At 71.0% G+C, this 23340-nt stretch carries 22 protein-coding genes and 1 pseudogene; 13 read left to right on the forward strand and 10 right to left on the reverse strand.

Annotation, left to right across the window (positions count from 1 at the left end):
• The first annotated feature begins 376 nt into the window (after window positions 1-376).
• The 3 genes from ACFOWE_RS24450 to ACFOWE_RS24460 all read left to right on the forward strand — a co-directional run bounded on the left by ACFOWE_RS24450 (window position 377) and on the right by ACFOWE_RS24460 (window position 3450).
• Window positions 377-1432 carry an alpha/beta hydrolase gene (locus ACFOWE_RS24450; protein WP_377291673.1) on the forward strand — a complete coding sequence of 352 codons (1056 nt, stop codon included), beginning with the start codon at window positions 377-379 and terminating at the stop codon, window positions 1430-1432.
• Window positions 1429-2316 (forward strand): alpha/beta fold hydrolase, encoded by an 888-nt coding sequence (locus tag ACFOWE_RS24455; protein WP_377291675.1) that lies wholly within the window; start codon window positions 1429-1431, stop codon window positions 2314-2316. Before ACFOWE_RS24450 ends, ACFOWE_RS24455 begins: the two co-directional genes overlap by 4 nt.
• A gap of 360 nt (window positions 2317-2676) precedes the next feature.
• Entirely contained in the window at window positions 2677-3450 is a 774-nt protein-coding gene (locus ACFOWE_RS24460; RefSeq protein ID WP_377291677.1) for an SDR family NAD(P)-dependent oxidoreductase, read from the forward strand.
• A 485-nt stretch (window positions 3451-3935) separates the two neighbouring features.
• Here the strand turns inward: ACFOWE_RS24460 and ACFOWE_RS24465 are convergent, their stop codons facing one another.
• Window positions 3936-5270 (reverse strand): S41 family peptidase, encoded by a 1335-nt coding sequence (locus ACFOWE_RS24465; RefSeq protein WP_377291679.1) that lies wholly within the window; start codon window positions 5268-5270, stop codon window positions 3936-3938.
• Window positions 5271-5774: 504 nt separating this feature from the next.
• On the opposite strand from ACFOWE_RS24465, the gene ACFOWE_RS24470 reads away from it, so the two are divergent.
• Both ACFOWE_RS24470 and ACFOWE_RS24475 read left to right on the forward strand, forming a co-directional pair.
• Entirely contained in the window at window positions 5775-6107 is a 333-nt protein-coding gene (locus tag ACFOWE_RS24470; protein ID WP_377291681.1) for a hypothetical protein, read from the forward strand.
• Window positions 6089-6424, forward strand: a complete 336-nt coding sequence (locus tag ACFOWE_RS24475; RefSeq protein ID WP_377291683.1) for a hypothetical protein — start codon at window positions 6089-6091, stop codon at window positions 6422-6424. Before ACFOWE_RS24470 ends, ACFOWE_RS24475 begins: the two co-directional genes overlap by 19 nt.
• Before the next feature lie 154 nt (window positions 6425-6578).
• On the opposite strand, the gene ACFOWE_RS24480 is transcribed toward ACFOWE_RS24475, so the two are convergent.
• On the reverse strand, window positions 6579-7118 hold the full coding sequence (locus tag ACFOWE_RS24480) for a GNAT family N-acetyltransferase (protein ID WP_377291685.1): 540 nt from the start codon (window positions 7116-7118) through the stop codon (window positions 6579-6581).
• Window positions 7119-7628: 510 nt separating this feature from the next.
• Between ACFOWE_RS24480 and ACFOWE_RS24485 the strand changes: the two genes are divergently transcribed.
• Window positions 7629-8876: an epoxide hydrolase family protein gene (locus tag ACFOWE_RS24485; RefSeq protein ID WP_377291687.1), complete on the forward strand. Its 1248-nt coding sequence runs from the start codon at window positions 7629-7631 to the stop codon at window positions 8874-8876.
• Window positions 8877-9163: 287 nt separating this feature from the next.
• Here the strand turns inward: ACFOWE_RS24485 and ACFOWE_RS24490 are convergent, their stop codons facing one another.
• Entirely contained in the window at window positions 9164-9829 is a 666-nt protein-coding gene (locus ACFOWE_RS24490; RefSeq protein WP_377291689.1) for a TetR/AcrR family transcriptional regulator, read from the reverse strand.
• 457 nt (window positions 9830-10286) lie between these two features.
• Between ACFOWE_RS24490 and ACFOWE_RS24495 the strand changes: the two genes are divergently transcribed.
• Both ACFOWE_RS24495 and ACFOWE_RS24500 read left to right on the forward strand, forming a co-directional pair.
• Window positions 10287-11768: an alpha/beta hydrolase family protein gene (locus tag ACFOWE_RS24495; RefSeq protein ID WP_377291691.1), complete on the forward strand. Its 1482-nt coding sequence runs from the start codon at window positions 10287-10289 to the stop codon at window positions 11766-11768.
• Window positions 11769-11825: 57 nt separating this feature from the next.
• Window positions 11826-12356, forward strand: a complete 531-nt coding sequence (locus ACFOWE_RS24500) for a nitroreductase family deazaflavin-dependent oxidoreductase (protein WP_377291693.1) — start codon at window positions 11826-11828, stop codon at window positions 12354-12356.
• Here the strand turns inward: ACFOWE_RS24500 and ACFOWE_RS24505 are convergent.
• Genes ACFOWE_RS24505 through ACFOWE_RS24515 form a run of 3 tightly spaced genes read right to left on the reverse strand, consistent with a single transcriptional unit; the run spans window position 12262 to window position 14538 of the window.
• Window positions 12262-13200: a Tn3 family transposase gene (locus ACFOWE_RS24505; protein WP_377291695.1), complete on the reverse strand. Its 939-nt coding sequence runs from the start codon at window positions 13198-13200 to the stop codon at window positions 12262-12264. The two genes, ACFOWE_RS24500 and ACFOWE_RS24505, sit on opposite strands and share 95 nt — an antisense overlap.
• Window positions 13193-14221, reverse strand: coding sequence for a hypothetical protein (locus ACFOWE_RS24510; RefSeq protein ID WP_377291697.1), 1029 nt, complete (start codon window positions 14219-14221; stop codon window positions 13193-13195). The genes ACFOWE_RS24505 and ACFOWE_RS24510 overlap by 8 nt, the downstream gene beginning before the upstream one ends.
• Window positions 14146-14538, reverse strand: a complete 393-nt coding sequence (locus ACFOWE_RS24515; RefSeq protein ID WP_377291699.1) for a DUF4158 domain-containing protein — start codon at window positions 14536-14538, stop codon at window positions 14146-14148. Before ACFOWE_RS24515 ends, ACFOWE_RS24510 begins: the two co-directional genes overlap by 76 nt.
• Before the next feature lie 197 nt (window positions 14539-14735).
• On the opposite strand from ACFOWE_RS24515, the pseudogene ACFOWE_RS24520 reads away from it, so the two are divergent.
• From ACFOWE_RS24520 to ACFOWE_RS24530, 3 genes and pseudogenes are all read left to right on the forward strand, one after another.
• Window positions 14736-16139 (forward strand): annotated as a pseudogene (locus ACFOWE_RS24520) (transposase); the annotation flags it as partial.
• A 269-nt stretch (window positions 16140-16408) separates the two neighbouring features.
• Window positions 16409-17173, forward strand: coding sequence for a DinB family protein (locus ACFOWE_RS24525; protein ID WP_377291701.1), 765 nt, complete (start codon window positions 16409-16411; stop codon window positions 17171-17173).
• A 38-nt stretch (window positions 17174-17211) separates the two neighbouring features.
• Complete coding sequence (locus tag ACFOWE_RS24530; protein ID WP_377291703.1) at window positions 17212-17478, forward strand: trypsin-like serine protease; 267 nt, start codon at window positions 17212-17214, stop codon at window positions 17476-17478.
• Between the two features lie 129 nt (window positions 17479-17607).
• On the opposite strand, the gene ACFOWE_RS24535 is transcribed toward ACFOWE_RS24530, so the two are convergent.
• On the reverse strand, window positions 17608-18006 hold the full coding sequence (locus ACFOWE_RS24535) for an MmcQ/YjbR family DNA-binding protein (protein ID WP_377291705.1): 399 nt from the start codon (window positions 18004-18006) through the stop codon (window positions 17608-17610).
• Between the two features lie 90 nt (window positions 18007-18096).
• Between ACFOWE_RS24535 and ACFOWE_RS24540 the strand changes: the two genes are divergently transcribed.
• Complete coding sequence (locus ACFOWE_RS24540) at window positions 18097-18252, forward strand: TrmO family methyltransferase domain-containing protein (RefSeq protein ID WP_377291747.1); 156 nt, start codon at window positions 18097-18099, stop codon at window positions 18250-18252.
• A gap of 235 nt (window positions 18253-18487) precedes the next feature.
• Window positions 18488-19336 (forward strand): recombinase family protein, encoded by an 849-nt coding sequence (locus ACFOWE_RS24545; protein ID WP_449301225.1) that lies wholly within the window; start codon window positions 18488-18490, stop codon window positions 19334-19336.
• Here ACFOWE_RS24545 and ACFOWE_RS24550 read toward each other — a convergent pair.
• The 3 genes from ACFOWE_RS24550 to ACFOWE_RS24560 all read right to left on the reverse strand — a co-directional run bounded on the left by ACFOWE_RS24550 (window position 19333) and on the right by ACFOWE_RS24560 (window position 23339).
• Entirely contained in the window at window positions 19333-19887 is a 555-nt protein-coding gene (locus tag ACFOWE_RS24550; protein WP_377291709.1) for a vWA domain-containing protein, read from the reverse strand. The genes ACFOWE_RS24545 and ACFOWE_RS24550 overlap by 4 nt on opposite strands.
• Before the next feature lie 129 nt (window positions 19888-20016).
• A complete protein-coding gene (locus ACFOWE_RS24555; RefSeq protein ID WP_377291711.1) occupies window positions 20017-20778 on the reverse strand; it encodes a DUF4192 family protein in 762 nt (253 codons plus the stop codon).
• Window positions 20779-20891: 113 nt separating this feature from the next.
• Window positions 20892-23339 carry a DUF4132 domain-containing protein gene (locus tag ACFOWE_RS24560; RefSeq protein WP_377291713.1) on the reverse strand — a complete coding sequence of 816 codons (2448 nt, stop codon included), beginning with the start codon at window positions 23337-23339 and terminating at the stop codon, window positions 20892-20894.
• Window position 23340: the final 1 nt, after the last annotated feature.

A 23340-nucleotide genomic window follows, 5' to 3' on the forward strand; every position in this document is an offset into this window, starting at 1 on the left:
GGTGATCAGGACGGCGGGCGAGCACCGCAGCGGTCACCCGCCGGCCTCGATGAGCCAGCGCAGCAGGCGGGCGTCATCCTCGTCGGGGGCCTCCCCGCCGCGGGCAGGAGGTGTTCCGGCTCGCTGCGGAGCGCAGCAGGGCACACCTGGTAGGCCTGTGCCGCATCACGTGCGCACCAGGCGGGAAGATCGGCGCGGGCCCACAGCCGGCACGCCACGCTCGGGGCGGCCCCGGGCTGCGCCGGGCGGGCCTTTCCGCCGGCTGGGCCCGAAACGGCCGGGGCGCGCCGGATGCAGAGCCGGCCGACACGCGGCGGAGAGAAATATGTCGCCGGACCACACTGCCGGCCGGAGCCCTCCTTGGCAGGATCCGTGCATGGAACTCACTGTTCGTGGTCTGCGGCACAACCTCCTGGTCCGCGGACCCGTCGACGGCCCGCCCGTGCTGCTGGTCCACGGCAACTGCTCCTCCGCGGCGTTCTGGGAGCCGCTGGTACGGCTGCTGCCCGAGCACTGGCGGATCGTCGCGCCCGACCTGCGCGGTTACGGAAGCACCGACGCCGCTCCGGTCGACGCCACCCGCGGGCTGCGCGACTTCGCCGACGACCTGGCCGCGCTGCTGGACGCGGAGGAGGTCTTCCCGGCCGGCACCCGCCCGGCCGTGGTGGCCCACTCCATGGGCGGCGGCGTGGCGATGCAGCTTCTGATCGACGCCCCCGAGCGGGTCGCCGCGCTGCTCCTGGAGGCGCCGCTGTCGCCGTACGGCTTCGGCCTGGGCGGGGCGGGCGCGGCCAACCCCGACTTCGTGGCCCGCCTGGAGGCCGGTGACCGCGGCGACGACTCGCCCGCCAGTCCCCGGACGATCCTGCGCACGTACTACGTGGCCGATCCGGCGAGCCTGGGCGCGGACGAGGAACCGCTGCTCGACACGGTCCTGTCCACCGCGACCGGCGAGGGCAACTACCCGGGCGACGCGGTCGCCTGCGACGACTGGCCGGGTACGGGAGCCGGCCGGCGCGGCGTGCTCAACGCCATGGCGCCGCAGTGGTTCGACATCGCCGACGACCTGGTCGCGGTTCCCGTCAAGCCGCACGTGATCTGGGTGCGGGGCGACGCCGACCGGATCGTCTCGGACACGTCCCTGTTCGACCTGGCCTACCTCGGCAAACTCGGCGCCGTTCCCGGCTGGCCGGGTGAGGGGCTCTGCCCGCCCCAGCCGATGGTCACCGAGACCAGGGCGGTCCTCGACCGCTACGCCGAGGCCGGAGGCTCCTACGAGGAGATCGTCTACGAAGGGGTGGGGCACAGCCCGCACATCGAGCGCACCGCCGACTTCGCCGCGATCGTGACCCGCGTCGTGGCGGATACGGCGGCGGGCACAGCGACGGCGGGCAACGTGACGGGCGCCGCGGCCGGCGCGCCGGGCCGGTGAGCGAGCCGGTCCACCGCCGGGAGCCGGTCCACCGGCGGGAGCGGGTACCCGTCCGGGGCGGCGCGCTGCGGGCGGGGGTGTGGGGCGAGCGGGGGCCGCTGGTCGTCGCCGCCCACGGCATCACCTCCTCCCACCTGGCGTGGACGCTGCTCGGCCCGGACCTGGGGCGCGACCACCGCTTCGTCGCGGTGGACCTGCGCGGCCGGGGCGGCAGCCGGGATCTGCCGGAGCCGTACGGCATGGCCGCGCACGCCGACGACCTCGCCGCCGTGATCGAGTACTACGGCGGCGGGCCGGCCCTGCTGGCCGGGCACTCGATGGGCGGGTTCGTCGTGGCCGAGACCGCCCGCCGCCACCGGGACCTGGTGGACCGGCTCGTCCTGGTGGACGGGGGAGCGCCGCTCCCCCTGCCCGAGGGCGCGGGCACCGTACGGGAGGCGGTCGAACGCACGGTGGGGCCGATCGTGGCACGGCTGGAGCGGACGTTCGCGACCCGGGAGGAGGGGCGGGACCTGTGGCGCGCGCATCCGGCCTTCGCCGAGTGGACCGAGGCGTGCGCCGCCTACGCCGACTACGACCTGGTGGACCTGGGCGACCGGTTCGAGGCCGCGTGCCGGATGGAGGCCGCGCTCGCCGACGCGCCCGAGGTGTACGCCCTGCCCGGCGCGGTCCCCGAGCCGCTGCCGGTGCCCGCCGTGTTCCTTCGGGCGGCCCGCGGCATGCTGGACGAGCCGGACCTGCCGCTGTACCCGCCCGGCCGGGCCACCGAGTGGCTGCCCGGCATCGCGGAGTCCACCGTGGAGGGCGTCAACCACTACACGATCACCCTGTCCCCCCGGGGCGGCGCGGCGGTCGCCACCGCCGTACGCGCTCTCGCGCACTGACCCGCGGGACCCGCACCACCGGACTCGGCCGCCGCCGGGTCCGGCCGGTTCCGGCCTCGGAAAGTGTCGGCAACCGACCTGTTTCGGCTTGCAGCGATCGGATCTCGGTCCCACGAGGATCACCGGCACGCGTGTCCGTGAACCGATCCGGGTCTCGTGGAGGCCCTTGGCCGACGACTCCCGGCCCGGCTGGGGCACCGCCTACTCCGGCGGGACCGCCTGCCGCATGCGCTGGGCGCGGGCCCGGGTCGACCGCGTCCGCGCCGCGGGGGTGTCCTGGGACACCGAGCCGTCATGCCCCTGCGCTTCCGGGGAAAGAACGAGCACCGCAGAACTGGGACACGTGGATCGAGGGAGAGCATGAGCCGTTCGTATGTGGTGACGGGTGGCGGCCGCGGCATCGGCAGAGCCGTGGTCGAACGCCTCCTCGGCGACGGCGGCGCCGTGGTCGCCGTCGAACACGATCCGGCGGCACTGACCTGGGTCGACGGCCATCCCGCGGGCCGGCGCGTGGTCGCCGTGACCGGCGACGCCGCCGACGAGGCGGTCGCCGAGCGGGCGGCCGACGCCGCCCAGGTCGCGGGCGTGCTCGCCGGCTGGGTCAACAACGCCGCCGTGTTCCGGGACGCCTCCATCCACTCCGCTCCCGTCCGGCAACTGCGAGAACTCATCGCGGCCAACCTCGATACCGCGCTCGTCGGCTGCGCGGTCGCGGTCCGTCGCTTCCTGTCCGCGGAAACGCCCGGGGCGATCGTCAACGTCTCCTCCCACCAGGCGCGGCAGGCGGTGCGGGGCTGCCTGCCGTACGTGACGGCCAAGGCCGCCATCGAGGGGATGACCCGCGCGCTGGCGGTGGAATACGGGCCGTACGGCATCCGCGTCAACGCCGTGGCCCCGGGCTCCGTCGGCACCGAACGCTATGCGGACTTCCTCGCCTCCCAGCAGCCCGCGACCGCCGCCGGCATCGAGCAGGAGATGGCGCGGCTGCACCCGATCGGGCGGGTGGCGCGGCCGCAGGAGGTCGCGGCGGCCATCGTCTACCTGCTCTCCGGCGACGCCGGCTTCATCACCGGTGCGACCGTTCCCGTCGACGGCGGGCGGTCGGTGCTCGCACACGATCCCGAGGCACGATGACCGGTCAGGCGCTGCCGCGTTGAGCCGCCCCATCCGACGTTGGACACCGCAGGTCAAGGGCACGCGGCGCCTTGTGGCCGACGGACAGGACACGTCGAGGAACGCTCCACCTCGGGCGGGGGCCGTCACGTCCCGATGGATCCGCTCCACCGAGGAGCTTCCGGGCTGGAGTCCTGGCAGATCGGGGGAGACGCGCGATCGGGCCGGATCTTCATGATCAGCGGGTATCCCACCCGATCGATCGGCTTCGCGGGCAGCGCTCGCCGCACTTGTCCTGCTCTGCCGGCACACTCTCGTTCCCCATCCCTGGCCGGAAGCTCTCGCTTGATCGCCGCTCGGGTGCTCCGGTACGGCTTGCCGGCCGCGATCGGCGTGTCGTGGGTGACGATGGCGAATGTCCGTCCGGACTCGTACGGGTCCTCGAAGAGCCGGAGGACGTCCAGGGTGGGGGCGGCCGGCGCGGTCCGTCTGCTACGGCGAGTGCGTCAAAGCAGCGCAAGCGCCTTGGCCACGCCCGGGTCGTGCCCGGTGGCCAGGTCGAGGGCGGTCATGGGGGCGTGGTGGTCGACCGGTACGCCGATCGTGTCGATGATTTCGCGGGCGGGGCCGAGGTGGCGGACCTTGGGCAGGACCAGGACGCTGCCGTCGTCGAGGAGGTATCCATTGCCGGGACCGGAGACGGCTCCGGCGGTGCGGGTTCCGACGAGGGCGCCCAGGCCGTTTCCCTTGACCGCCGCGCTGAAGTCGTCGCAGGCCGAGGCGCAGCCGCGGTCGGTGAGGACGACCAGGCGCGAGCCGAGCAGCGGGACGCTGTCGTCGGTCCGGTTGGGCACGCAGTCGCCCTTGAGCGGACAGAAGTAGCTGGTGACCTTGCCGTGCGCGAACGCGCCGAGCAGCCGGGTCACCTCGCGGGGCGATCCGCCGCCGTTGCCGCGCAGGTCCAGGACCACCGCCTTCGGTCTGTCCCGCAGCTCGGCGATGACCCGGTCGGCGGCGCCTTCGTGGAATCCGGGCAGCCGGACGTAGAGAGCGCCGCCGGGAAGCTTCTTGGAGGTCACCTCCGGAGGCTGCCGGGTGAGGGGGCCCTGCCCGATCTCGACGGTGCGGGTCCGTCCCGTCGTGGGGCGCTTGAGCGTGAGCCGTACCGGGTCGGAGGCGAAGGCGTCGATGATGGCCTGGTTCACGGTGTCGCCGGTGAATGCCGGCATGCCGTTGACCTTGAGGATGATGTCGCCCGGCCTGACGTCGGCCCTGGCGGCGGGGCTGTGGGGCAGGACCTTGGTGATGAACAGCGGCGGCCGGGCCGCCGGGTCGAGTTGCGGGCCCTGCTCGGCCGACACGCCGACAATGCCCGTTCCGATCGGTCCGCCCTGTGGCGGCGGGGTGGGGTTGATCCAGCGGGCGTGGTTGTCCTGGAGCCCGGTGACCATGCCGGTGATCGCGGCACGCAGCGCGGCGGGGTCGCCGGTGCCGAGGACCTTCGCGAAAGCGGCCCAGTCGGTGTCGCGGTCACCGGTCAGGGCGGGCAACCGGAGGTCGGCCCGGTCGGCGCCGCGCCGGATCAGGCTCTGGGTGTAGGCGGCCATGGCGTTCTTCAGCAGCGTTCTGGAGTCCAGGACCGGGCCGCTGTAGTAATTGTCCAGCACGCAGAAGTACGCCTGCCGGAGCGTGTTCACCGAGGTCGGTGGCGGTGACTGCGGCGGTGGCGCCGTGACGGCGGTGCAGCCGGCGCCCTCGGTGGAGACCGGCCGGGAGGTCGGGGCGGAGGCGGACACGGTGCAGGCCGTCACCAGGACGGCGGCGCAGAAGGTTCTGATCATGTCCGCCAGCGTGGCCGGAAGCGGGTTTCCCGGCGGTAACCGCAACTGTTGACGCCGTTGTTACCACCTTTCGTATAGGAACCTCGGCACGCGGGTGCTGACGGTTGGAGACGGACGCGACCCGGCCGATCTCGTGGCGGCGGGACCGCGCCGCCACGCCATGGCCGCCGGGGGCCGACGACGAGATCGGCGGGGCCCTGAGGTGCTGTGGGGCGTCGCGGTGGTCGGCACCTGGAACGCGCGCCGTGTTCGGCGTGGTGCCGTGTTCGGCGTGGTGCCGGGAGCGCGGCCATGAGACCCCGGCCGTGCCGGGGAGGTCCTGGGCCTGGACATCGAGGATCTGGACCTGGCCGGGCGGCGGACACGGCGAAGGCGGAAGGGGCGGTGGCGGGCGAGAACCTCGGTGCCGGCGAGCCGCAGGAAGCACGAGCCGTTGCGGGCCGACCGGGAAGGCGGCAGGTAAACCCGGTGCGGTGATGCCCGGGAGCCGGCCACGATGAGGTGATGAGTGATCCGCTCGAACACGGTGGAGACCGGCCGTCGGCGCTGGCCGCCGGCGAGCTGGCACGCCTGGAGGCCCTGGTGCACCGGCGGCTGTCCGAGCGTGCCTGCACCGCCGTGGCCCTGTCACCGCTGTGCCTGCTGTGCCTGCTGTGCCCGCTGGGCACCGTCTCGGCAGTGGCGGCCGCGGACCAGAACAAGGTGGTCACGACCGTCCGCACCGCCGAGAGAGCACGGCCCTGGCCGAGCAGATCGGCGTCCACCCCGACGTCCTGCACAACGCCCGCGACCTCGGCCACTAGGTCAGGTCGGTGCGCGTGTCCGTCACCGACCTGACCGCCGGACGGCACCGCCGCACCCTGCGTGAGGGCGTCCTGGACCCGTTCACGCAGGCGTATCCCGGCACCGCGTTCGCCTTCGACGACGACCGCACCGGCGGCCGCGGCTACTACCGGGACGCCTGCTTCGGGATCCGCGCCACCACCCCGGCCGGAGACGATCTCAGCCTCGGCGACGGCGGGTTCGTCACCTGGAGCACCGACCTGCCCGGCAACGCCAGGGAACGCCTGCTCATCAGCGGTCTGGGGCTCGAGCGCCTCTGCGAAGGCTTCAGCTCATCCGCCTGCGGCGATCAGAGGGGCACCGGGGGTTGAGCGGCGAACCGAACGGCCAACGGCGTCAGAGCCTGCGGACAAAGGCCCCAGGGCTCGCGGGGACGGCAGCGCGGAGGGCCGGGCCGATCTCGTTGATGCAGCCCTGGTAAGGCCACTGGGGCAGTCGGCCGCGATCCGGAAGGAACGGCCGAGCTCACGTGGACGGCTCGACCGGGGACCGCAGGCCGAGCCACTGCTCGGCGCCCCATGCCTGGAACCGCTCCACCTCGGTGAATCCCAGCTTCGCCGCCAGGCGCATCGAGCCGACGTTGGCGGTCTGGGTGGTGAGCACCACCGGCTCCCCGGGAAGGACGCCGTCGAACCAGCCGAGTGCCGCCGCGCACGCCTCGGCGGCGTACCCGAATCCCCACGCCCGCGGCAGGAACAGGTAACCGAGATCGGCCTTCCCCGCGGCAGCCGGGCGGCGGTGCTCCGTCGCTCTCCTGAGCAGGATCTGGCCGATCATCGCCCCATCGAGATCAACGACGAAACTCCCGGGCCACCGCTCGGGCACCTCGGGCATCTCGCGCTCAAGCTCGTCACGAGGCCGGGGGCCGCCGAGGTAGGTGTGCACCTCCGGTGACGCCAGCAGCTCGACGAACACCGCGCGATCCCGGGACTCGGACGCACGGAGCACGAGGCGCCCGGTCCTGATCGGGGCGGGCGGCCAGGCGACGGGTCCGATCTCGGCCATGGAGGTCAACCTATCGCATGCTTGCGAGAGTGATCCGAAAGGACGGCTTTGACCGCCACTTCGCCCCTCGCCGTGGCCGATGGAGGTGCAACCGGCCCTCGGGGAAGAACGGTCGTGCAACCAGCCGTCCGGTGAGCACTCGCCGTAAGGGCTACGGTTACCGTCGGGGCATGCAGGCCACTTTCACCCGCACCGCGGAACGCCGCTATCGCGTGACGGTGGATCGTGAGCCGCTGGCACGCGCTGGCCGTCGGCGAGTCGCTCACCCTGGACTGGCCCTGGCCGGAACGACGCGGCGGACGCCGCATCGCATAGGAGTCGGGCACCGGTGCTGCTTGACGGCTTGGCACCGTGGGACGGCTTCGGGAGGCTGGGCCTACCAGGCCGTGTCTTCAGGGTGATCCGGTACTACAACGGCATCTCGTTCTCTTCCAGCCTGGCCGTACGTCGGATGTGGTGACCGCATCCTTAGGACGGGTTCTGACCTAAGCGCCTCCTAGGGTCGCGGGCATGACGAATCCGCGGCACGACATCCGCCCTTTCCGCATCGACATCCCGCAGGCGCAACTGGACGACCTGCGCGCCAGGCTGGCGAACACGCGCTGGCCGGACGAGCTGCCGGGCGTCGGCTGGAGCCGGGGGGTGCCGGTGGGCTACCTGAGGGAGCTGGCCGAGTACTGGCGCACCGGCTACGACTGGCGGGCGCACGAGGCGGCGCTCAACGGGCACCCGCAGTACCTGACCACGATCGACGGGCAGAACGTCCACTTCCTGCATGTGCGCTCGCCCGAGCCGGACGCCCTGCCGCTGGTGCTGCTGCACGGCTGGCCGGGCGGGGTCACGGACTTCCTCGACGTCATCGGGCCGCTGTCGGACCCGCGCGCGCACGGCGGCGATCCGGCCGCCGCCTTCCACCTGGTGGTCCCGTCGCTGCCGGGGTTCGGCTTCTCCACGCCGCTGGCCGGGCCGGGCATGAACGCCGCGCGGATGGCGGGACTGCTGGTGGAGCTGATGTCCCGGCTCGGGTACGGGCGCTACGGCGTGCAGGGCTACGACACCGGCTCGTGGGTCGCGCCCGAGATGGGCAGGCAGGCCCCCGGGCGGGTGGCCGGAGTCCACGTCAACGCCCTGCTGGCCTTCCCGGCCGGGCAGGAGGGCGAGATGGACGGGCTGTCGCAGGCCGAGCAGCGGCGCTGGCAGGCCATGCAGGACTTCAACGACGGCTACCTGCGGTGCAACTCCAAGCGGCCGCAGACGGTGGCGTACGGCCTGCACGACTCGCCGGTCGGGCAGCTGGCCTGGATCGTGGAGAAGTTCAAGGAGCTCACGCACCCGCAGGAGGGGCTGCCGGAAGACGGCGTCGAGCGCGACCGCATCCTGACCGGCGTCTCGCTGTACTGGCTGACCGGCACGGCCGGGTCGGCGGCGCAGATCTACTACGAGGAGATCTCCGCCGGCGCCTGGAGCGGAGCGGCGGACGGCTGGGAGAGCGCCGCGGGGGACGGGGCCGGTGACGGCTCCGGCGCGGCCGGGGGCACCTGGGGCGCGCAGGACGGAGGTTGGGCGGCGGCCGCGCGCGGGACGGTGCCGACCGGCGTGCTGGTCTCGGCCCACGACGTCACCGTCCGCCGCTGGGCCGAACGCGACCACGATGTCGTGCACTGGACCGAACTCGGCGGGGGAGGCCACTTCCTGGCGATGGAGGAGCCGCAGGCGCTGGTCGACGACGTGCGCGCGTTCTTCGAGAAGCTGCGCTGAGACAGGCGTCCGGACCGGCCGACGCCTTCAGGCGGCGACCGGACGGGCGGATGAACGGGGCCGGAACCCCGGCGGCCCGTCCCGGAGCCGCCGGGGAGGGCCAGGTGCGGGGCGGCCGTCGGCCTCATCGATCCGCTGGATGGTCTTCTCCCGGACGTCGTGCGGCTGCCGGCAGGCGTCGTCCGGTCAGCCGAGGCGAGATGAGCGACGGCCGAGCCTTGACCGTTCGAAACGCAGGGACCACGACATGGAAGCGTCTCTCCTGCCGGGTGAAGCCGGCGGCTACCTCACTGGGAGAATGATGGCCGCCCCATCGAGGCGGACGTCGCTGCGCCGGTCTCTGCCGGTAGTGAAGCCGAGCCGCTGAGGGCCGCCGAGCCTTCGCGGACGTAGTCCGGCAAAGGCCGTGCACGGCCGTCAAGGTGCCACTGCTCCAAGGCGCCGAAGTAGACGCCGAACAGGTACGCGCGGACGATGACGCGCGCCCGCGTCGGGTCGGCGGCCTCGGAGCCCTTCTCGGCTCCTCTGGAGCGCAGCGCGGCCGCCAGACGTCCGGCGAGATCGTCCAGTGCGGTGTACACGGCCGCCCGGACCGCCGGCTCCTCCAGGACGTAGCGCATACCGCACCAGGGCGTGTACGCCGCCGTCCCGCCGGATGGCGCGGACTCGGCGTGAACGCTCATGACGATCCGCTGGAGCGTGCCCGGAAGATCGTCCAGGTCGAGGTGCTCCTCCAGCAGATCCTGCCCGACGACGGCATGGGTGTCGGTGGTGAACAGTCCTTCCTTGGTGCCGAAGTAGCGGTAGAAGGTCCGGGTCGACACGCCGGCGGCCGCGGCGATCTGCTCGACGGTGACCGCCCCGTAACCGTGCTCGTCGAACAGGTCCATCGCCGTTTCGATGATGTGGTGCATCGCGGCCAGCCTGTTGCGCTGGCGAAGGGTCAGAGGCACGTCCCCAGCGTACCGCGCTCATGGCCCAAACCCGCTATATGGCAGATAGTGACATATTGACATGATGGGCCAATCAATTGGACGATGAACCCTGCCACACGTTCTCCCCACCGCAGGCGGCCACCGAGGCGACACCCGCGCGGGCCCGAAGCCGGCGAGACCTCCGCGACGGCATCCGGTCCCCGCCGCGCGGATGCGCCGACCTGCCGACCGGACCTGACCTATCCCGAGGAATCGAGGCGACGATGCCCGCCCACGCCCTCGCAGGACACCTGGTCGTCATCAGCGCCTCACTGGCGGCCCTGCTCTGGCCCCTCCCACGCCGAGGCTCGGAGGTCCGTCCCTGTACGGGCCGGGTCGCCTGCTCCGCCGCCGGGCCTACGGCCCTTGAGCTCTCACACCGGTTCCCTGCGACAGCCGGCGTCCACACCGCGGCGCATCCGACAAAAAGGACGACATGAGACTTCTGGAAGCGGTGCTGGTGATCGTGAATCCGCTGGCCTTCCTCATTCTGACGCTCCCGGTGCCGCACGCGGTGCGTGCGCTCCGGCGAGCGGCTCCCGTCGTGCTCGTGCCTGCGGCGGCACAGATCCTGCTGGAGGGCCCGCGCTGGCAGCTGGTCCCCGCCTACGTGCTGGCCGCGGGGATCAGCGCGGCAGGGCTGCTGCACGGTTCCGCACCGGCACACCGGCCGAGACCACGCACCCGATCCCGCAAGCTCGCCGCCCTCCTCACCGCCGGGCTGGGCGCGGTGGCGCTGATGGCCTCGGCGGCGCTGCCCGCCCTGCTGCCCGTGTTCTCCTTCGCACCGCCCACCGGGCCCCACCGGATCGGCACGACGACCCGCCACTGGATCGACACCGACCGCCCGGAGGCGTTCGCCGCCGGCCCGCATGCCCGCCGCGAACTGATGGTGCAGATCTGGTACCCCGCGGACAGCGGCCCCGACGCTCCCCACACCCCCTACGTGCACGACGGCGAGGTCTTCGCCGCCATGGCGCGGCTGGCCCGGGTGCCGGAGTTCACCTTCGGGCACCTGCGGCAGGTGACCACGAACGCCGTCGCGTCCGCCGCCGTGGCCGGTGACCGGTCCCGCTACCCGGTGCTGCTCTTCCTGGAGGGCGCCATGGGCTTCCGCCAGATGAACACCTTCCAGGTCGAACATCTGGTCTCCCACGGCTACATCGTCGTGGCCCTCGACCAGCCGTACACCGCCGCGTCGGTGCGCTTCCCCGACGGCCGCCGTACGGCCGGCCTGCCCCCGGACCGGCTCCGAGCGCTGATCGACCGCAGCTTCGACCCGGCCGGAGAGACCCCCGGCGGCCGGGTCTTCGACGACGGCCTCATCCCCTATCTCACGCGCGACGTCACCTTCACGCTGGACCGGCTGGCCGCCCTGGACCGCGCAGACCCGGACGGCATCCTGACCGGACGGCTGGACCTGCACCGCATCGGCGTCTTCGGCGTCTCGCTGGGCGGCATCGTCACCGGCGAAGCCTGCCGGCTGGAGCCGCGCCTGCGCGCCTGCCTGATGACGGACACCCGCATGACCCCCGGCGTGGTACGCGAGGGCCTGGCCCAGCCGAGCATGTGGCTCACCCGCGACACCGCCACCATGCGACGGGAGGGCTGGTCCGCGGGCGACATCGGCCAGTACCAGAGCACCACGCGGGCGGCCTTCCGCAAGGGGCGCGCGGACGGTTACTTCGTGCGCGTACCCGGGATGTTCCACGCCGACTTCACCGACATCCCCTCCTGGTCGCCGCTGCTGTCCCGCCTCGGGATCACCGGCTCGGTACCTGCGGAACGGGCGCACGCCATCGTCAACGCCTACAGCCTGGCGTTCTTCGACCGGCACCTGAGGAACCGGCCCTCGCCGCTGCTCGACGGTCCCGCACAACCCCACCCCGGCGTGCTGCTGGAGACACGCCGGCCCTGAGACGCCTGGCCAGGTCATCGCGGAAAAGCCCCCGGCGAAGACAACAGGAGGAAAACGATGACAACGAATCCAGACCACCCGAGATCAGGCATCCTCGGCCGGTTGTACGCCGTCAAGCGGTGGATGTACCGCGGCGGCCGCCCCGGCCCGCTGGCACGGGCGCTGAACCGCCTGGACGCTCTGCTGTACTCGACCGGGCTGCTCGTGCCCCGCCGGGCGGCCACGCTCGAGGTGCGCGGCCGCTCCAGCGGCCGGACGATCGCGGTCCCGGTGGTGGTGACCGACCACGGCGGCCACGAGTACCTCGTGTCCATGCTCGGTGACGGCGCCAACTGGGTGCGCAACGTCCGAGCCGCCGGCGGCCACGCGGTCCTGCGCCGGCGCCGGCGTCGGCGCACGCCTGTGGTGCTCCAGGAGGTCGAGACCGGGGCGCGCGCCCCGATCCTGCGCCGTTACCTGGATCTGGCACCCGGCGCCCGGCCGCACCTGCCGGTCACCCGCAACTCCCCGCCGGAGGACTTCGACGCCGTCGCCACGTCGCATCCCGTCTTCCGGATCGGCCCGGCGCACACGGCCGAACACACTTGACCCGTCCGCCGTGCAACCGGCAGGCGATCTCCGGATGGCAGAGGCGGCGACCGTCACCGGCGATGATCACCCGCAGTGCCACGGTGAACAGCACCTGCCCCGCGATCCACGCCGGGCCGTGCCCGGCCTGCAGGTAGGGGATGAGGTGCCAGATCGCCCACACCAGGCCGAGGACGACTCCAGCGCCGGTCAGGCCCCAGTGGGCCCGCAGCGGATCGGTGGCAAAGGTGGCGTTGACCAGCGTCACGATCGCCTTGCGCAGGTTGTCGCGGTTGACGAACAGGTGCCGGATCGCGCGCAGGGCCGCCTCGGTCTCGCCGTGACGGCCGCCGTCGGCGACCCGTTTGATCCCGACATTTGTACCGAGTGCGTACAGGACCAGCAGCAGCCGTTTGCGGATCACCTCGCGCGAGGTCGCCTCCCTGGTGGCGACCGTGGTGAACGCGTCGGTGAAGTCGGTGACGAAGTCCGACTCCTTCAGGAAGTCCAGCAGGTCGATGATCCCCCAGCGGGCGGCGACCTCGGTGTGCAGCGCCCGCAGGTTCTCCGGGACCTTCAGCTTGCCCAGGTCGGGGATGTGCCAGCGTGGCTCGCCGCGGTGCGTCTTCACCTTCGCACCGCCGGATTTGTTCTTGCTGATCACCTCGCCGCAGGCTGCCATGGAGGCGCGCATCACCTCCTTCAGCGTGGCGATGAACACGCTGGCATCCAGCGGCTGGCGCAGGTTCTCGTAGTGGACGTCGCGGTTGTCCTCGAAGTCGGTCGGCAGGCCTTCCTCGGGGTTGCGCCGACGACGTAGATCTCGCGGCGGCGCAGCGCGTCCTTGAGCGAGACGATCACGCACAGCTCGTAGGAGGCCCGCTCGATGATGCCGTTCTCGTCGACGACCGCTTCCAGCCAGCCGTCCGGCACCACCCCCCTTGGATGGGGACGTTCTCCGAGGCGTCGTAGTGGCGGGTGGTGTTCGCAATGTCGGCGTAGCGCTGCAGCAGCTCCAGGGCGTCCATCACCGGCCGATAGGCGGTGTTGTTGCACTTGAACTCGATCGCGGCCAGCAGCTTGGGCAGCATCCGCCGGTAGTAGTTCGAATACGAGCTGGTCAGGACCGTCCGCACCCGAGCCTTGTAGGCATTGGCGTCCGCCTTTGCCTCCGCGACCAGCGCCTGCAGCGTTGCCTCCCCGCCTGACACCGCCGGGAACACCACCTGACGGACCGTGCCCTCCGGAGCCCGCAGCGACGCCTCGGCGATCGAGAACAGCTTCTCGGTCTTGCGATGCACCTTCTTGGCCTCGGCCTCGATCGCCCGCTCGACCTTCCTCTCCGCCCGCGTGTTGATCTTCGACACCAGGCCGATGAACAGATCGACCAGCGCGTCCGTGATCTCCGTCGCCCGCGACCACGCCAGCGCAGCCACCAACGTCAGACGGACCGGCGGCTGGTTCGCCGCGAAGTCCGACGGATGCGAGGCCATCGCCCGGGCCCGCCAGGAGGCCACCAACCGGTCGGAGTACCCGCCGAACAGATCCGCCGACAGGCCCAGCGCCTTCGCCCGCCGCAGCTTGACGATCTCCTCCAGCAGCGTCTCCAGGCCCAGCCGTCCGGGATCGGACTTCAACTCCAGCAGGAACCCGTCCTCACCCGTGGCCAGCTCCCACAGCGACCGCGCGGAATCCGCCGACAACCCGTTCAGTACATGGAGACAGAACTCCCGCTCGAACCGGGTCCGGCCCGCACCCACGATCCGGTCCACCCGCCCCGGCGGCTCGATCTTCAACGTCCGGCAGCGCCTCAGCAGGGCCGCCCGCAGCACCTCGTCGGTGAACACCATCGGACAGATCTTGTCCGCCAGCCACTTGGCCAGCACGTCCTCATCCGCTCGGGCCGACTCCCGAAACCCAGCGCTTCCCGCACCTGCGCCCGGTGGTACTCGATCGTTGACCCCGACCACCGATACTCCGAGAACAGCGCAGCGTCGACCTTCACCTGCCCGGCCATGTAGTCCACCGCCGCCCGCGGCACCTCACCCGTATGTCGCGGGAAGCGGCCCTCCTGCTCGAAGAACTTCAGCAGCAGGCCGAAGCCCAGACGGGTCGCCCCCGTCTTGTTTCCCACCAGATCCCAGTCGCTGTCCAGCAGCGTCCACGCCGCGATCAGCTCCTCAGGCTCCCACTCCCGACGCATCCCCGCCGCTCCCTTCGCCTGACCGACCCCCGAGAACAGGGCACACGATCAAACGGGGAACACCCCCTACACCCCGGTACGCGCGATTCGTGATGACTACGAACCGCAACCGTGATCCAGCTCATCGCTACTTTGGGGCTGGGGACGCCTTCGGGAGCAGGACGCCGACTAGAGGAAGCGGGCGAAGAGACCAAAATCTCCATCGTGGTCCCGGAGGGGGACGCCCCATGCTGAACGTGGAGCGGCTCGGCGCGCTGGGCGAAAGCGAGATGCTGCGCTGGCTACGGGCGACGACCGCCGCGATGCTGCCCCGCATCGAACTGCCGGATCTGCTGTTCGAGGTGCACTCCTGGACCGGATTCCTGGACGCCTTCGTCCACGCCGCCGATGGCTCCACTCGGATGGAGGATCTGGCTACCTCGCTGGTGGCGTTGCTGACCAGCGAGGCCTGCAACATCGGCCTGTCTCCGGTGATCAACTCGAATGTGCGGGCACTGACGCGGGACCGGCCAGCGCATGCGGACCAGTACCACCTGCGCGGTGAGACTCTGGCGGCGGCCAACGCGCTGCTCATCCAGGCCCAGAGCGAGGTGCCCATTGTGAACGGCTGGGGCGGCGGGCTGCTCGCCTCGGTCGACGGGCTGCGCTTCGTCGTGCCCAAACGCAGCATCAACACCGGGCCGTCGCCGAAGTACTCCCACTTCAAGCGCGGACTCACCTGGCTCAACGCGATCAACGACCAGGTGTCCGGGATCGGGCAGATGGTGGTGCCCGGCACCCCGCGCGACAGCCTGTACATTCTCGACACCCTGCTGAACCTGGACGGCGGCATCAAGCCGGAGATGGTCACCACCGACAACGCCTCCTATTCCGACATGGTCTTCGGCCTGTTCGACATCCTCGGCTACCGCTTCTCACCTCGCTTCGCCGACCTGGTCGACCAGCGGTTCTGGTACGCCGACCTGCCCGACCAAGCCCGTGGCAGCTACGGCCCAGTGGACGCGCTAGCTTGCAACAAGATCAACCTTAAGAAGATCATCACTTGGTGGCCGGACATGCTGCGCGTGGCCGGGTCGCTGATCACCAACCAGGTCCGCGCCTATGACCTGCTGCGCATGTTCGGCCGCGAAGGCCGCCCCACGCCGCTCGGGCAGGCCTTCGAGGAGTACGGCCGCATCGCCAAGACTCTCCATCTCCTCGCCGTGATCGACCCGGTCGATGACACCTACCGGCGCCGGGTCAACCGGCAGCTCACTATCCAAGAAGCCCGCCACACGCTGGCCCGGGAGATCTGCCACGGTCGGCGCGGCCGTATCCACCAGGCGTACCGTGAGGGCCAGGAGGATCAGCTCGGATCCCTCGGCCTGATCCTGAACGCGATTGTCCTGTGGAACAGCCGCTACCTGGATGCCGCCGTGGAACAGCTGCGTGCCCATCCGCCCAAGGACCGAGAAGTGCTCGACGAGGACGTGGCCCGGCTCTCACCCCTCGGCTATAAGCACATCAACACGCTGGGCCGCTACAACTTCATCGCCTCCCAGCCCGGCGAAGGCCTTCGCCCGAAGCGAGACCCCTCCCAGCACGAAGAAGACGAGGGCTGATTGCAGGCCTTAACCCGCCCATGAGGGGTCGTAAGTAAGAGGCATGCGCCCAGCCGCCAAATTCGTGATCATGGCGACCCCGTCCGACCTTGTCCAGGATCGGGATTTCGTTCCAAATCACTCCGACCCCCTCAACCGTGCGGGCAAGATCGATCGTCGAGTGCTCGCCAAGATGCTCGATCCCGCACTCCCCCACCCGGACGCAACACGCAACCCTCACGTTGTGCCATTCACTGGCATGGGCGGGACGGATACGGGAAACTGTCCCAATGCCTGCTGAGTACACCCAAAGTGACCAGTTCCGTGGTGCCCGCATCCACCTGTGCGACCTCTCCGGCCTCGAGATTCGCGATTGCGACGTCACCGGCTTGAAGATCGTGGACTGCTATGGGGGCAACGTCTCCCTCGGCGGCGGCTTCGAGCGTGTCGTTGTCAACGACGTCGACGTGACCGCCTACGTCGAGGCCGAGCTCGACCGGCTGCATCCCAACCGGGTGCTGGCCCGTGAGGCCACGTCCGCCGCCGAATACCGGGCCGCTTGGGATGCCATCGAGAAGCAATGGGAGGAGACGCTCGACCGCGCCAGGCGCCTACCCGAGGCGAAGCTGCACGAGCAGGTCGACGGCGAGTGGTCGTTCGTCGAGACGCAGCGGCATCTGCTGATGGCCAGCGATGCCTGGATCGGCAACGCCGTGCTCGAGGAGGACGCGCCGTACCACCCGTTGGGCCTTCCCGCCGGCGGGATGCCGGCCGAAGCATCGGCGAAGCTCGGGCTCACCCTCGATGCCACCCCGACGCTCGACGAGGTACTCGCGCCGCGGCTCGCCCGCATGGCCACGATGCGCCGGGTCGTCGACGAGCTCACCGAGGCCGAGCTCGACCGGGTATGTGGTCGCAAGCCGGCCGACCCCTACCCGGACAAGGAGTACGTCGTGCGCCGCTGCCTCACGGTGGTGTGCAAGGAAGAGGCCGAGCATCACCGGTATGCGGTCCGCGACCTCACCGTGCTCGAGGCCGGTGCCCGAACCGAGTGAAGGCGCGTCCCGGCAATGGGCGGCGATCTCGCGATCCTGTGCTTGACCAGCCCATCCTGCTGTCGGAGCCCCTCATCGCACCCGCACTGCCCAGCCAGGGCGCGGTGCCGACCGGCGAGGTATTCACGACCGGCTACGGAAAGACCAGCAATGCGGGCTTCCCCAACGAACGACGCGAGGTCTTCCTCGATGTCACGCCGCGGTGGACGTGCGAAGGCATCTACCAGTTCGTGAAGCCGATCACGCCCGGAATGAACTGCACCCGCAAATCCGGCCAGACGGCCCGAACATGCGGCACTGGGTGATGTCGTCATCGGAATCGACTCCTGAAATATCTCTGGCCAGTGCGGCAACCCGACCTATCCCACCGTGAATAGGAATGTTTCTCAGCACCGAACCTGGATAAGCGGCAACGTGGGGAAGTAGCCGGCGGTTCATCCACCTGCCTTCAGCCGGAACGCGAGGCGGCGGGGCGCCTGCACGCGATAGCTGTCCGTCACCAGCTCGGCAACCTCGACCCAGTCCGTCTCGTCGTCCAGCACCATTCCCACGACATTCACACCCCAGTCGGCCCGGAAGAACGGAGGGGCGGCATGCGCCAGCGCGGCCAACTCCCCGGGCGGCGCCCGGAAGGTCATCAGGATGGCCGGATCGTCCATATCGATGTACGCCGACCCCCTCACGTCGGTGGTATAGACGTGCAGGAACGTCCGCCGGCGAATCCGCCACCGCAGGCCGATCCACGCCGGCTCCTCGTACGCCTCGGGCAGCTCCCCGCAGATCACCCGGAGCCGGCCCACAACGGCGGGTGGAACGTCCGCGATGTCGCTCATCTGTACCTCCCGCGCCCATCCTGCCCGCCGGGTAGGACATCAGCACATTAGAGTCTCCGGGGTTGGCGGGGCCGCGCCGACGTCATAGGACTGTCGGGCCCTGGGCGCGCGCTTCACGTGGCCGATCTTGACGCCCTGGATGGCACGCCGGTGCTGGACATCAAACCGTACCTCCGCGAGTTCGCGCCGCAGGACGAGGTATGGCAAGCCCCCTGGGCAACCAACCTGATGCATCAGTACTACTAAAACTGGATCGCGGGCCCCGGAAGATCTCGTCCCACAGAACCGGTCGGCTGAAGGCTGGGCCCGCGAGATCACTTCCGGTCGATCCCGGCGGGCGTTTCATAGACGAGCACACATGAAACAGTTCTCACCGGAGATCGCGAGCAGGGCATTCGCCGTTTCATAGGTCGTTTCAAAACTGTAGCCACATGAAACGACCCCATGAAACACTCGCCGGGTGAATGACGGGTACCTCAGCGTGGAAACCCACGGCTGCCCCATGTCCAGCTGTGCCGCGCCCGCCGGGTCACCTTGCCGGACCAGCAAGGGCAGGGTGGCGACCAACTACCACACCGCCCGGTTCCGCCTCGTCCCCTCGCTCGCCAAGGCCCTGACGGTTGTCACCCCGCCGATCCGCAAGCCGGGCACTCCGTGGGTCGAACTGCCCCGCCCCGCAAGCTCCGGGGCCGAGCTGAGCGGGCACGTCCGGATCGGGTACGCTCGCGCGTCCACAGCCCGGCAGCCGCTCGACACCCAGCTCGACTCTCTCACCGCCGCGGGCGTGACGAAGATCTTCTCCGAGAAGATCTCAACTCGCGCCGTCAGTCGTCCCGAGCTCGACCGTGCGGTGGAGTTCGCGCGGGAGCTGCGGGCCGCCAGCCTCGGTGTCACGCTAGTGGTCCACGAGCACAAGCGCCTCGGACTCGGCCTGGCCCTGGCTGAGCTCGCCGAGCAGCTCAAGTCCTATGGCGTCGCCCTGGAATTCCTCACCGGCGAACTTCAGGGCAACCACGACCCGTCCGGGATCGTGTTCACCGTGCTCGCCGCGCTTTCCGGCATGGAACGCGAGTACATCCGCGACCGCACCCTGGAAGGCCACGAGTCAGCCCGTACCCGCGGCCAGACCATCGGCGGCGCCACCGTCACCGACGACGCCATGCTCTCCCTGGCCCTCCACCTGCGCGAGAAGAACCTCAGCCTGCGCGAGATCGCGGCCAAACTCGTCATCACCAAGGGCAAGAAGAAGGGCCGACATCCCTCACCCGCGACCGTCCTGCGGATGCTCCGCGAACACGACGAAGCCGATGAAGATCATTCTCACCGCTAATGGCTGTACCGCTGTTCCTCAACCCCGGTCTCGGTGCGGTCGGTGTCGTAGTGCAGGGTGGTGGCCGCGTCGATGCCCAGCCCGCGGGCGACCTCGAAGGTGTCGAGGGCGGCGCCGAGGAACACGAACGTCCAGGGTCTCGGCGCGGCCTGTAAGCCGGTGATGAGGGCCCTGATCTGGGCGGTGTCGTAGATGGTGGAGGCGTTGTCGACGCCGTCGGTGAGGATGACCACGGCGACCTGCCCGGGCCGGTCGGCCTCGGCCAGGGTGGACAGGCGGTGCCGGGTGCGGGCGATGGTGTGGCCGATGGCGTCCAGCAGCGCGGTGGCCCCGCGCGGGTGCAGGTGGAAGCCGGGTACGGCGGGCAGCGGCAGGTCCTCGTAGACGGCCTCGAACCGGTCGTCGAACGTGTACAGCGAGACCGTGGCGGTGCCGTCGGCGGTGCGCTGCTCGGTCAGGAAGGCACGCAGGCCGTTCTCCGTGGCGGCTCTGGCGGCGGCCATGGAGCCGGAGCGGTCCAGGACGATGGCGATGTGCCGGTCAGCGGACATGGTCGGGTTCTCCTCGTCGCGAGCGGAATTGGTCCTCGTCGCGGGTGGAACGGGAACGGCCGGTCGGCGGGCAGGCCGACCGGCCGTAGGGCGCAAGGACCCCCGGGACGCGGTGTCCCGGGGCGGCGGTCAGTTGAGCGGCTGGGCGTAGCGGGCGAGCAGCGGCCGGAGCGGATCCAGCCAGGTGCCGCGTGCCGGGCCCATCTCCCGGTCGATCTCGGCCGGCGTCGGCACGTCGGTGAAGGCCGCGGCGGGAACCCCGCTGTGCAGGGCCAGGTGGAGCAGGTGGGCCATGGAGTAGGCCGGGTCGATCCGCAGGGCGCCGACGAGTGCGGCGTGCGCGGCCTCGTGCTCGCCGCCATGCCAGGCGGCGTATCCGAGCAGCGACAGCAGCGGTGCGCGCAGCGGCTCCTCCGGCCGCTCGCCCACCTCCAGCAGCAGGCCGACCATCGTGTCCGGGTCGAGGTGGAGCGCGACCCAGGCCTCGTCGCGGATGCGGATGATCTGCAGGTCCCAGCCGAGTTCGACGGCGGTCAGGTCCTCCAGCGCCCGGCCGTCGCGGCGGGCGGCGACGGCGCGGTGCAGCCGTTCCAGACCCTCGGTGACCAGCGCCTGGACGGGCGGGTCGGCGGCCCGCAGGCGGGCGGTCAGCCGGGTGGCGACCTGACCGGTCAACCGGCGGATCGGGCCGGAGCCGCCGGTGAGCGGGTGCGGGGCGAGCGGGGATGACGTCACGGGTCCTCCTGACGGACGCGGTGGATGGTCCGCCGGAGAGGCCGCGTCCTGCGGGGCGCGGGCGCTCCGGGGCGGGAGGCCCTTCCGGCGACAGCCGTCCGCGGTACGGAGGACCGCCCGGCAACCGGGCGGGACGGAGTGCCGCAGGCTGCGCAAGCCGGAAGGGAACGCCCCGCCGGTGCCCGCCGACCGGATGCACCGCCTCTCGGCCGAGCCGTCGGGCGGAGGTTCCGGCGGGACTCCCCGGCCGCGTCACCACCGGCCGTGTCTCACCCGGTGAGCTGGCGGGTGATCGACGGGTCGGTGATGGCCGCGTCGCCGGCGAGCAGGAACGCCTTGGACAGGATGACCGAGAGCATGCCGCCGTCCTCCTCGAAGGGCAGGAAGACGGAGGCGGCGTCACGGTCGTGGCCGGGGACGATGCACAGGTAGGCGTCGTTGGGCTCCATCAGGATGTTGCCCGACCCGAGATGGATCTTGTAGGTGCGCAGGTCTCCGCGGACGCGCAGGAACCGGTCGGTCAGCTCGGCCCGGTCGGCGATCCTCAGCCGGGGCAGCAGCCGGGCCAGCGCGTCGCGCCGGGTCTTCGCGGTCTCGGTCAGCTCGCCGAAGCCGTAGGAGTGCCAGTAGTCCTCGTGCCCGCCGACCGCCCGCTCGTCGAGACCGACCGAGGCGACGCCCACGGCCAGGTCGGCGTCGCGCAGCACCTCCGACAGCACCAGCGGCGGCACCTCCGTCAGCGACACGCCCTCGCGGTGGCCGTAGTCGTAGCGGCCGGGCGCGTCCTCGGCCCGGTGGAAGGCGATCTGCTCGCCGGCGCAGAAGGAGGCGGTACCCCAGCCGTCGGCCTCCGCGTCACCGACCACGTTCATGCCCCAGCGGGCCTGCCAGCCGGCCAGCTTCTTGACCGCCTCGCCCTGGTCGCCGCCGCACTCGTAGTCCCAGTGGCCGATCGACAGGTCGGTCCAGCCGCGCTGGTTGAGCAGGGCCTTGGCCTGGCCGTAGCGGAGCACGTGCCCGGCGAAGCGGTTGGAGAAGGTCCCGGTCGCCTCCTCGGCCGGGGTCAGCAGGTAGACCTCGCGGAAGGCCTGCTTGTACGGCTGGCGGATCCCACGCTCCAGCAGGTGGTCACGCCAGGCCCGCACCTCCTCCGCGCTGGCGTGGATCGGGTGCCAGAGCAGGACCGGGGTGCCCGGGTAGGGCTGGATGCGGCGTCCCTGCGGGTCGGTGAGCTCCCAGCCATCGGCGGTCCTGACGGGGATGCCGGCCGGGCCCTGCAGGATCTGCCAGATCAGATTCCGGGCGTACAGGCCGGTGACCGGATGGTCGAGGAGGAACTCCGTCACCTGCCGCCAGCGCCACATCCGCTCCTCGGCCAGCGCCCGCTCCAGCCGGAACCGCTCAGCGGGCAGCGCCTGTTTGAGCTCCTTCAAGGTGGTCTTGATCTCGGCCAGCACGGGGTCGGCGCGGATGGCCTGCGGCGCCGTCTTGAGGACCTTCCCTGCGGTGTTGACGAACCGCAGCGCAGGGCCGTCGGCGCACAGCCGTACCCGGTAGTCACCGATCCGCTCCTCGCGCACCCCGTCCGGGCCGAGGCCGAAGTCCGGCACGGTGCGGTCGAGCAGCTGCTCGCGGCTCAGCCCCGCCTGCTCGGCCACCGCGTCCAGGGTGCGTGCCACGCCTGCCAGCACGGTCTTCTTGCGGACCTTGGTCTGAAGGCGGGCCAGCGGCGCGACCGTCTCCAGGCCGCCGCGGCGGGCCAGGATGTTCACCGCGGCGTTGGCGAGCATCTCGCTGCGACAGTTGGCACCCGACCCGCCGATCCCGGTGCCGCAGGTCAGGGCGACATCACCGAGGAGCGAAGTCACCCACGGCTCGTCGATCAGCGCGCAGGTCCACACCATGCCGCGCACGGGTACGGCGGTGCGCTCGTGCAGGAAGACGGTCGTCGTCCACTCGTAGCCGTTGTCGGCCCGGTGGTCGATGCGCTTCTCCCGGTGCGCCGTGACCAGGGTGAGGATCTCGCGGACCAGAGCGGCGGCCTCGGGCGTCAGCAACGTGGCGGCGGTCTTGAGCCACCTGTCGCTGGGCTTGGCGGAGCGGGCGGTGTTCCAGTGGCGCAGCAGCGGCAGGGCCTCGGGGTCGGCCAGGCGCGGGCCGTACTCCTCGGCCAGCAGCCGGGCCACGTCGTCGCAGTCCCAGAGCACGTTGCGCACCATGCCGGCCGGACCGTGCTCGGGAGGTTCGGTCAGCACTTCCTCCAGCTGCCCGTGCAGGACATCCCAGGCCGGCCGGTGGTAGCGGCGCAACCACTCCGGCGTCCACTCCAGGATGCGGCGGCGGTCGGCATAGCCCAGGCACCGTGTCGCGGCGAGCGGGACGCGGTACAGCTCCGCGTAGTCGGTGTGCGCCCACGTCATCAACCCGTGGGCGACCGACCAGAGGAACTCGACGTCCCCGACCGTCCAGGGGATGTCGGCCTCTTCCACGAAACGGGTCAGACGCAGGACACGCTCGTCGTGGTCGTGGCCTCCGTCCTGGCCCAGGCTGAGCCGCAGTTGCGCCCAGCGGCCGAACACCCGAAGGTCGTCCTCCGCACCGAGGGGTTCCCGCCCTTCGGCGAAGGCCGTATCGAAACGGGCAAAGGCCTCGAGGGTCGGCAGGTCCACCTGGCGGAAAACGTCGTGAGCGCGGGGGAAGTCAGCGAGCACACCCATG

The sequence above is a fragment of the Planomonospora corallina genome, from assembly GCF_042650625.1.
Taxonomy (GTDB): Bacteria; Actinomycetota; Actinomycetes; order Streptosporangiales; family Streptosporangiaceae; genus Planomonospora_B; species Planomonospora_B corallina.

Bases quoted from the DNA above. Each gene is read 5' to 3' on its own strand.
- ACFOWE_RS24450 (WP_377291673.1), top strand. From the start codon at position 377: ATGGAACTCACTGTTCGTGGTCTGCGGCACAACCTCCTGGTCCGCGGA.
- ACFOWE_RS24460 (WP_377291677.1), top strand. From the start codon at position 2,677: ATGAGCCGTTCGTATGTGGTGACGGGTGGCGGCCGCGGCATCGGCAGA.
- ACFOWE_RS24465 (WP_377291679.1), bottom strand. From the start codon at position 5,270: ATGATCAGAACCTTCTGCGCCGCCGTCCTGGTGACGGCCTGCACCGTG.
- ACFOWE_RS24470 (WP_377291681.1), top strand. From the start codon at position 5,775: ATGAGTGATCCGCTCGAACACGGTGGAGACCGGCCGTCGGCGCTGGCC.
- ACFOWE_RS24480 (WP_377291685.1), bottom strand. From the start codon at position 7,118: ATGGCCGAGATCGGACCCGTCGCCTGGCCGCCCGCCCCGATCAGGACC.
- ACFOWE_RS24485 (WP_377291687.1), top strand. From the start codon at position 7,629: ATGACGAATCCGCGGCACGACATCCGCCCTTTCCGCATCGACATCCCG.
- ACFOWE_RS24495 (WP_377291691.1), top strand. From the start codon at position 10,287: ATGAGACTTCTGGAAGCGGTGCTGGTGATCGTGAATCCGCTGGCCTTC.
- ACFOWE_RS24500 (WP_377291693.1), top strand. From the start codon at position 11,826: ATGACAACGAATCCAGACCACCCGAGATCAGGCATCCTCGGCCGGTTG.
- ACFOWE_RS24515 (WP_377291699.1), bottom strand. From the start codon at position 14,538: ATGCGTCGGGAGTGGGAGCCTGAGGAGCTGATCGCGGCGTGGACGCTG.
- ACFOWE_RS24525 (WP_377291701.1), top strand. From the start codon at position 16,409: ATGCCTGCTGAGTACACCCAAAGTGACCAGTTCCGTGGTGCCCGCATC.
- ACFOWE_RS24535 (WP_377291705.1), bottom strand. From the start codon at position 18,006: ATGAGCGACATCGCGGACGTTCCACCCGCCGTTGTGGGCCGGCTCCGG.
- ACFOWE_RS24550 (WP_377291709.1), bottom strand. From the start codon at position 19,887: ATGTCCGCTGACCGGCACATCGCCATCGTCCTGGACCGCTCCGGCTCC.
- ACFOWE_RS24560 (WP_377291713.1), bottom strand. From the start codon at position 23,339: ATGGGTGTGCTCGCTGACTTCCCCCGCGCTCACGACGTTTTCCGCCAG.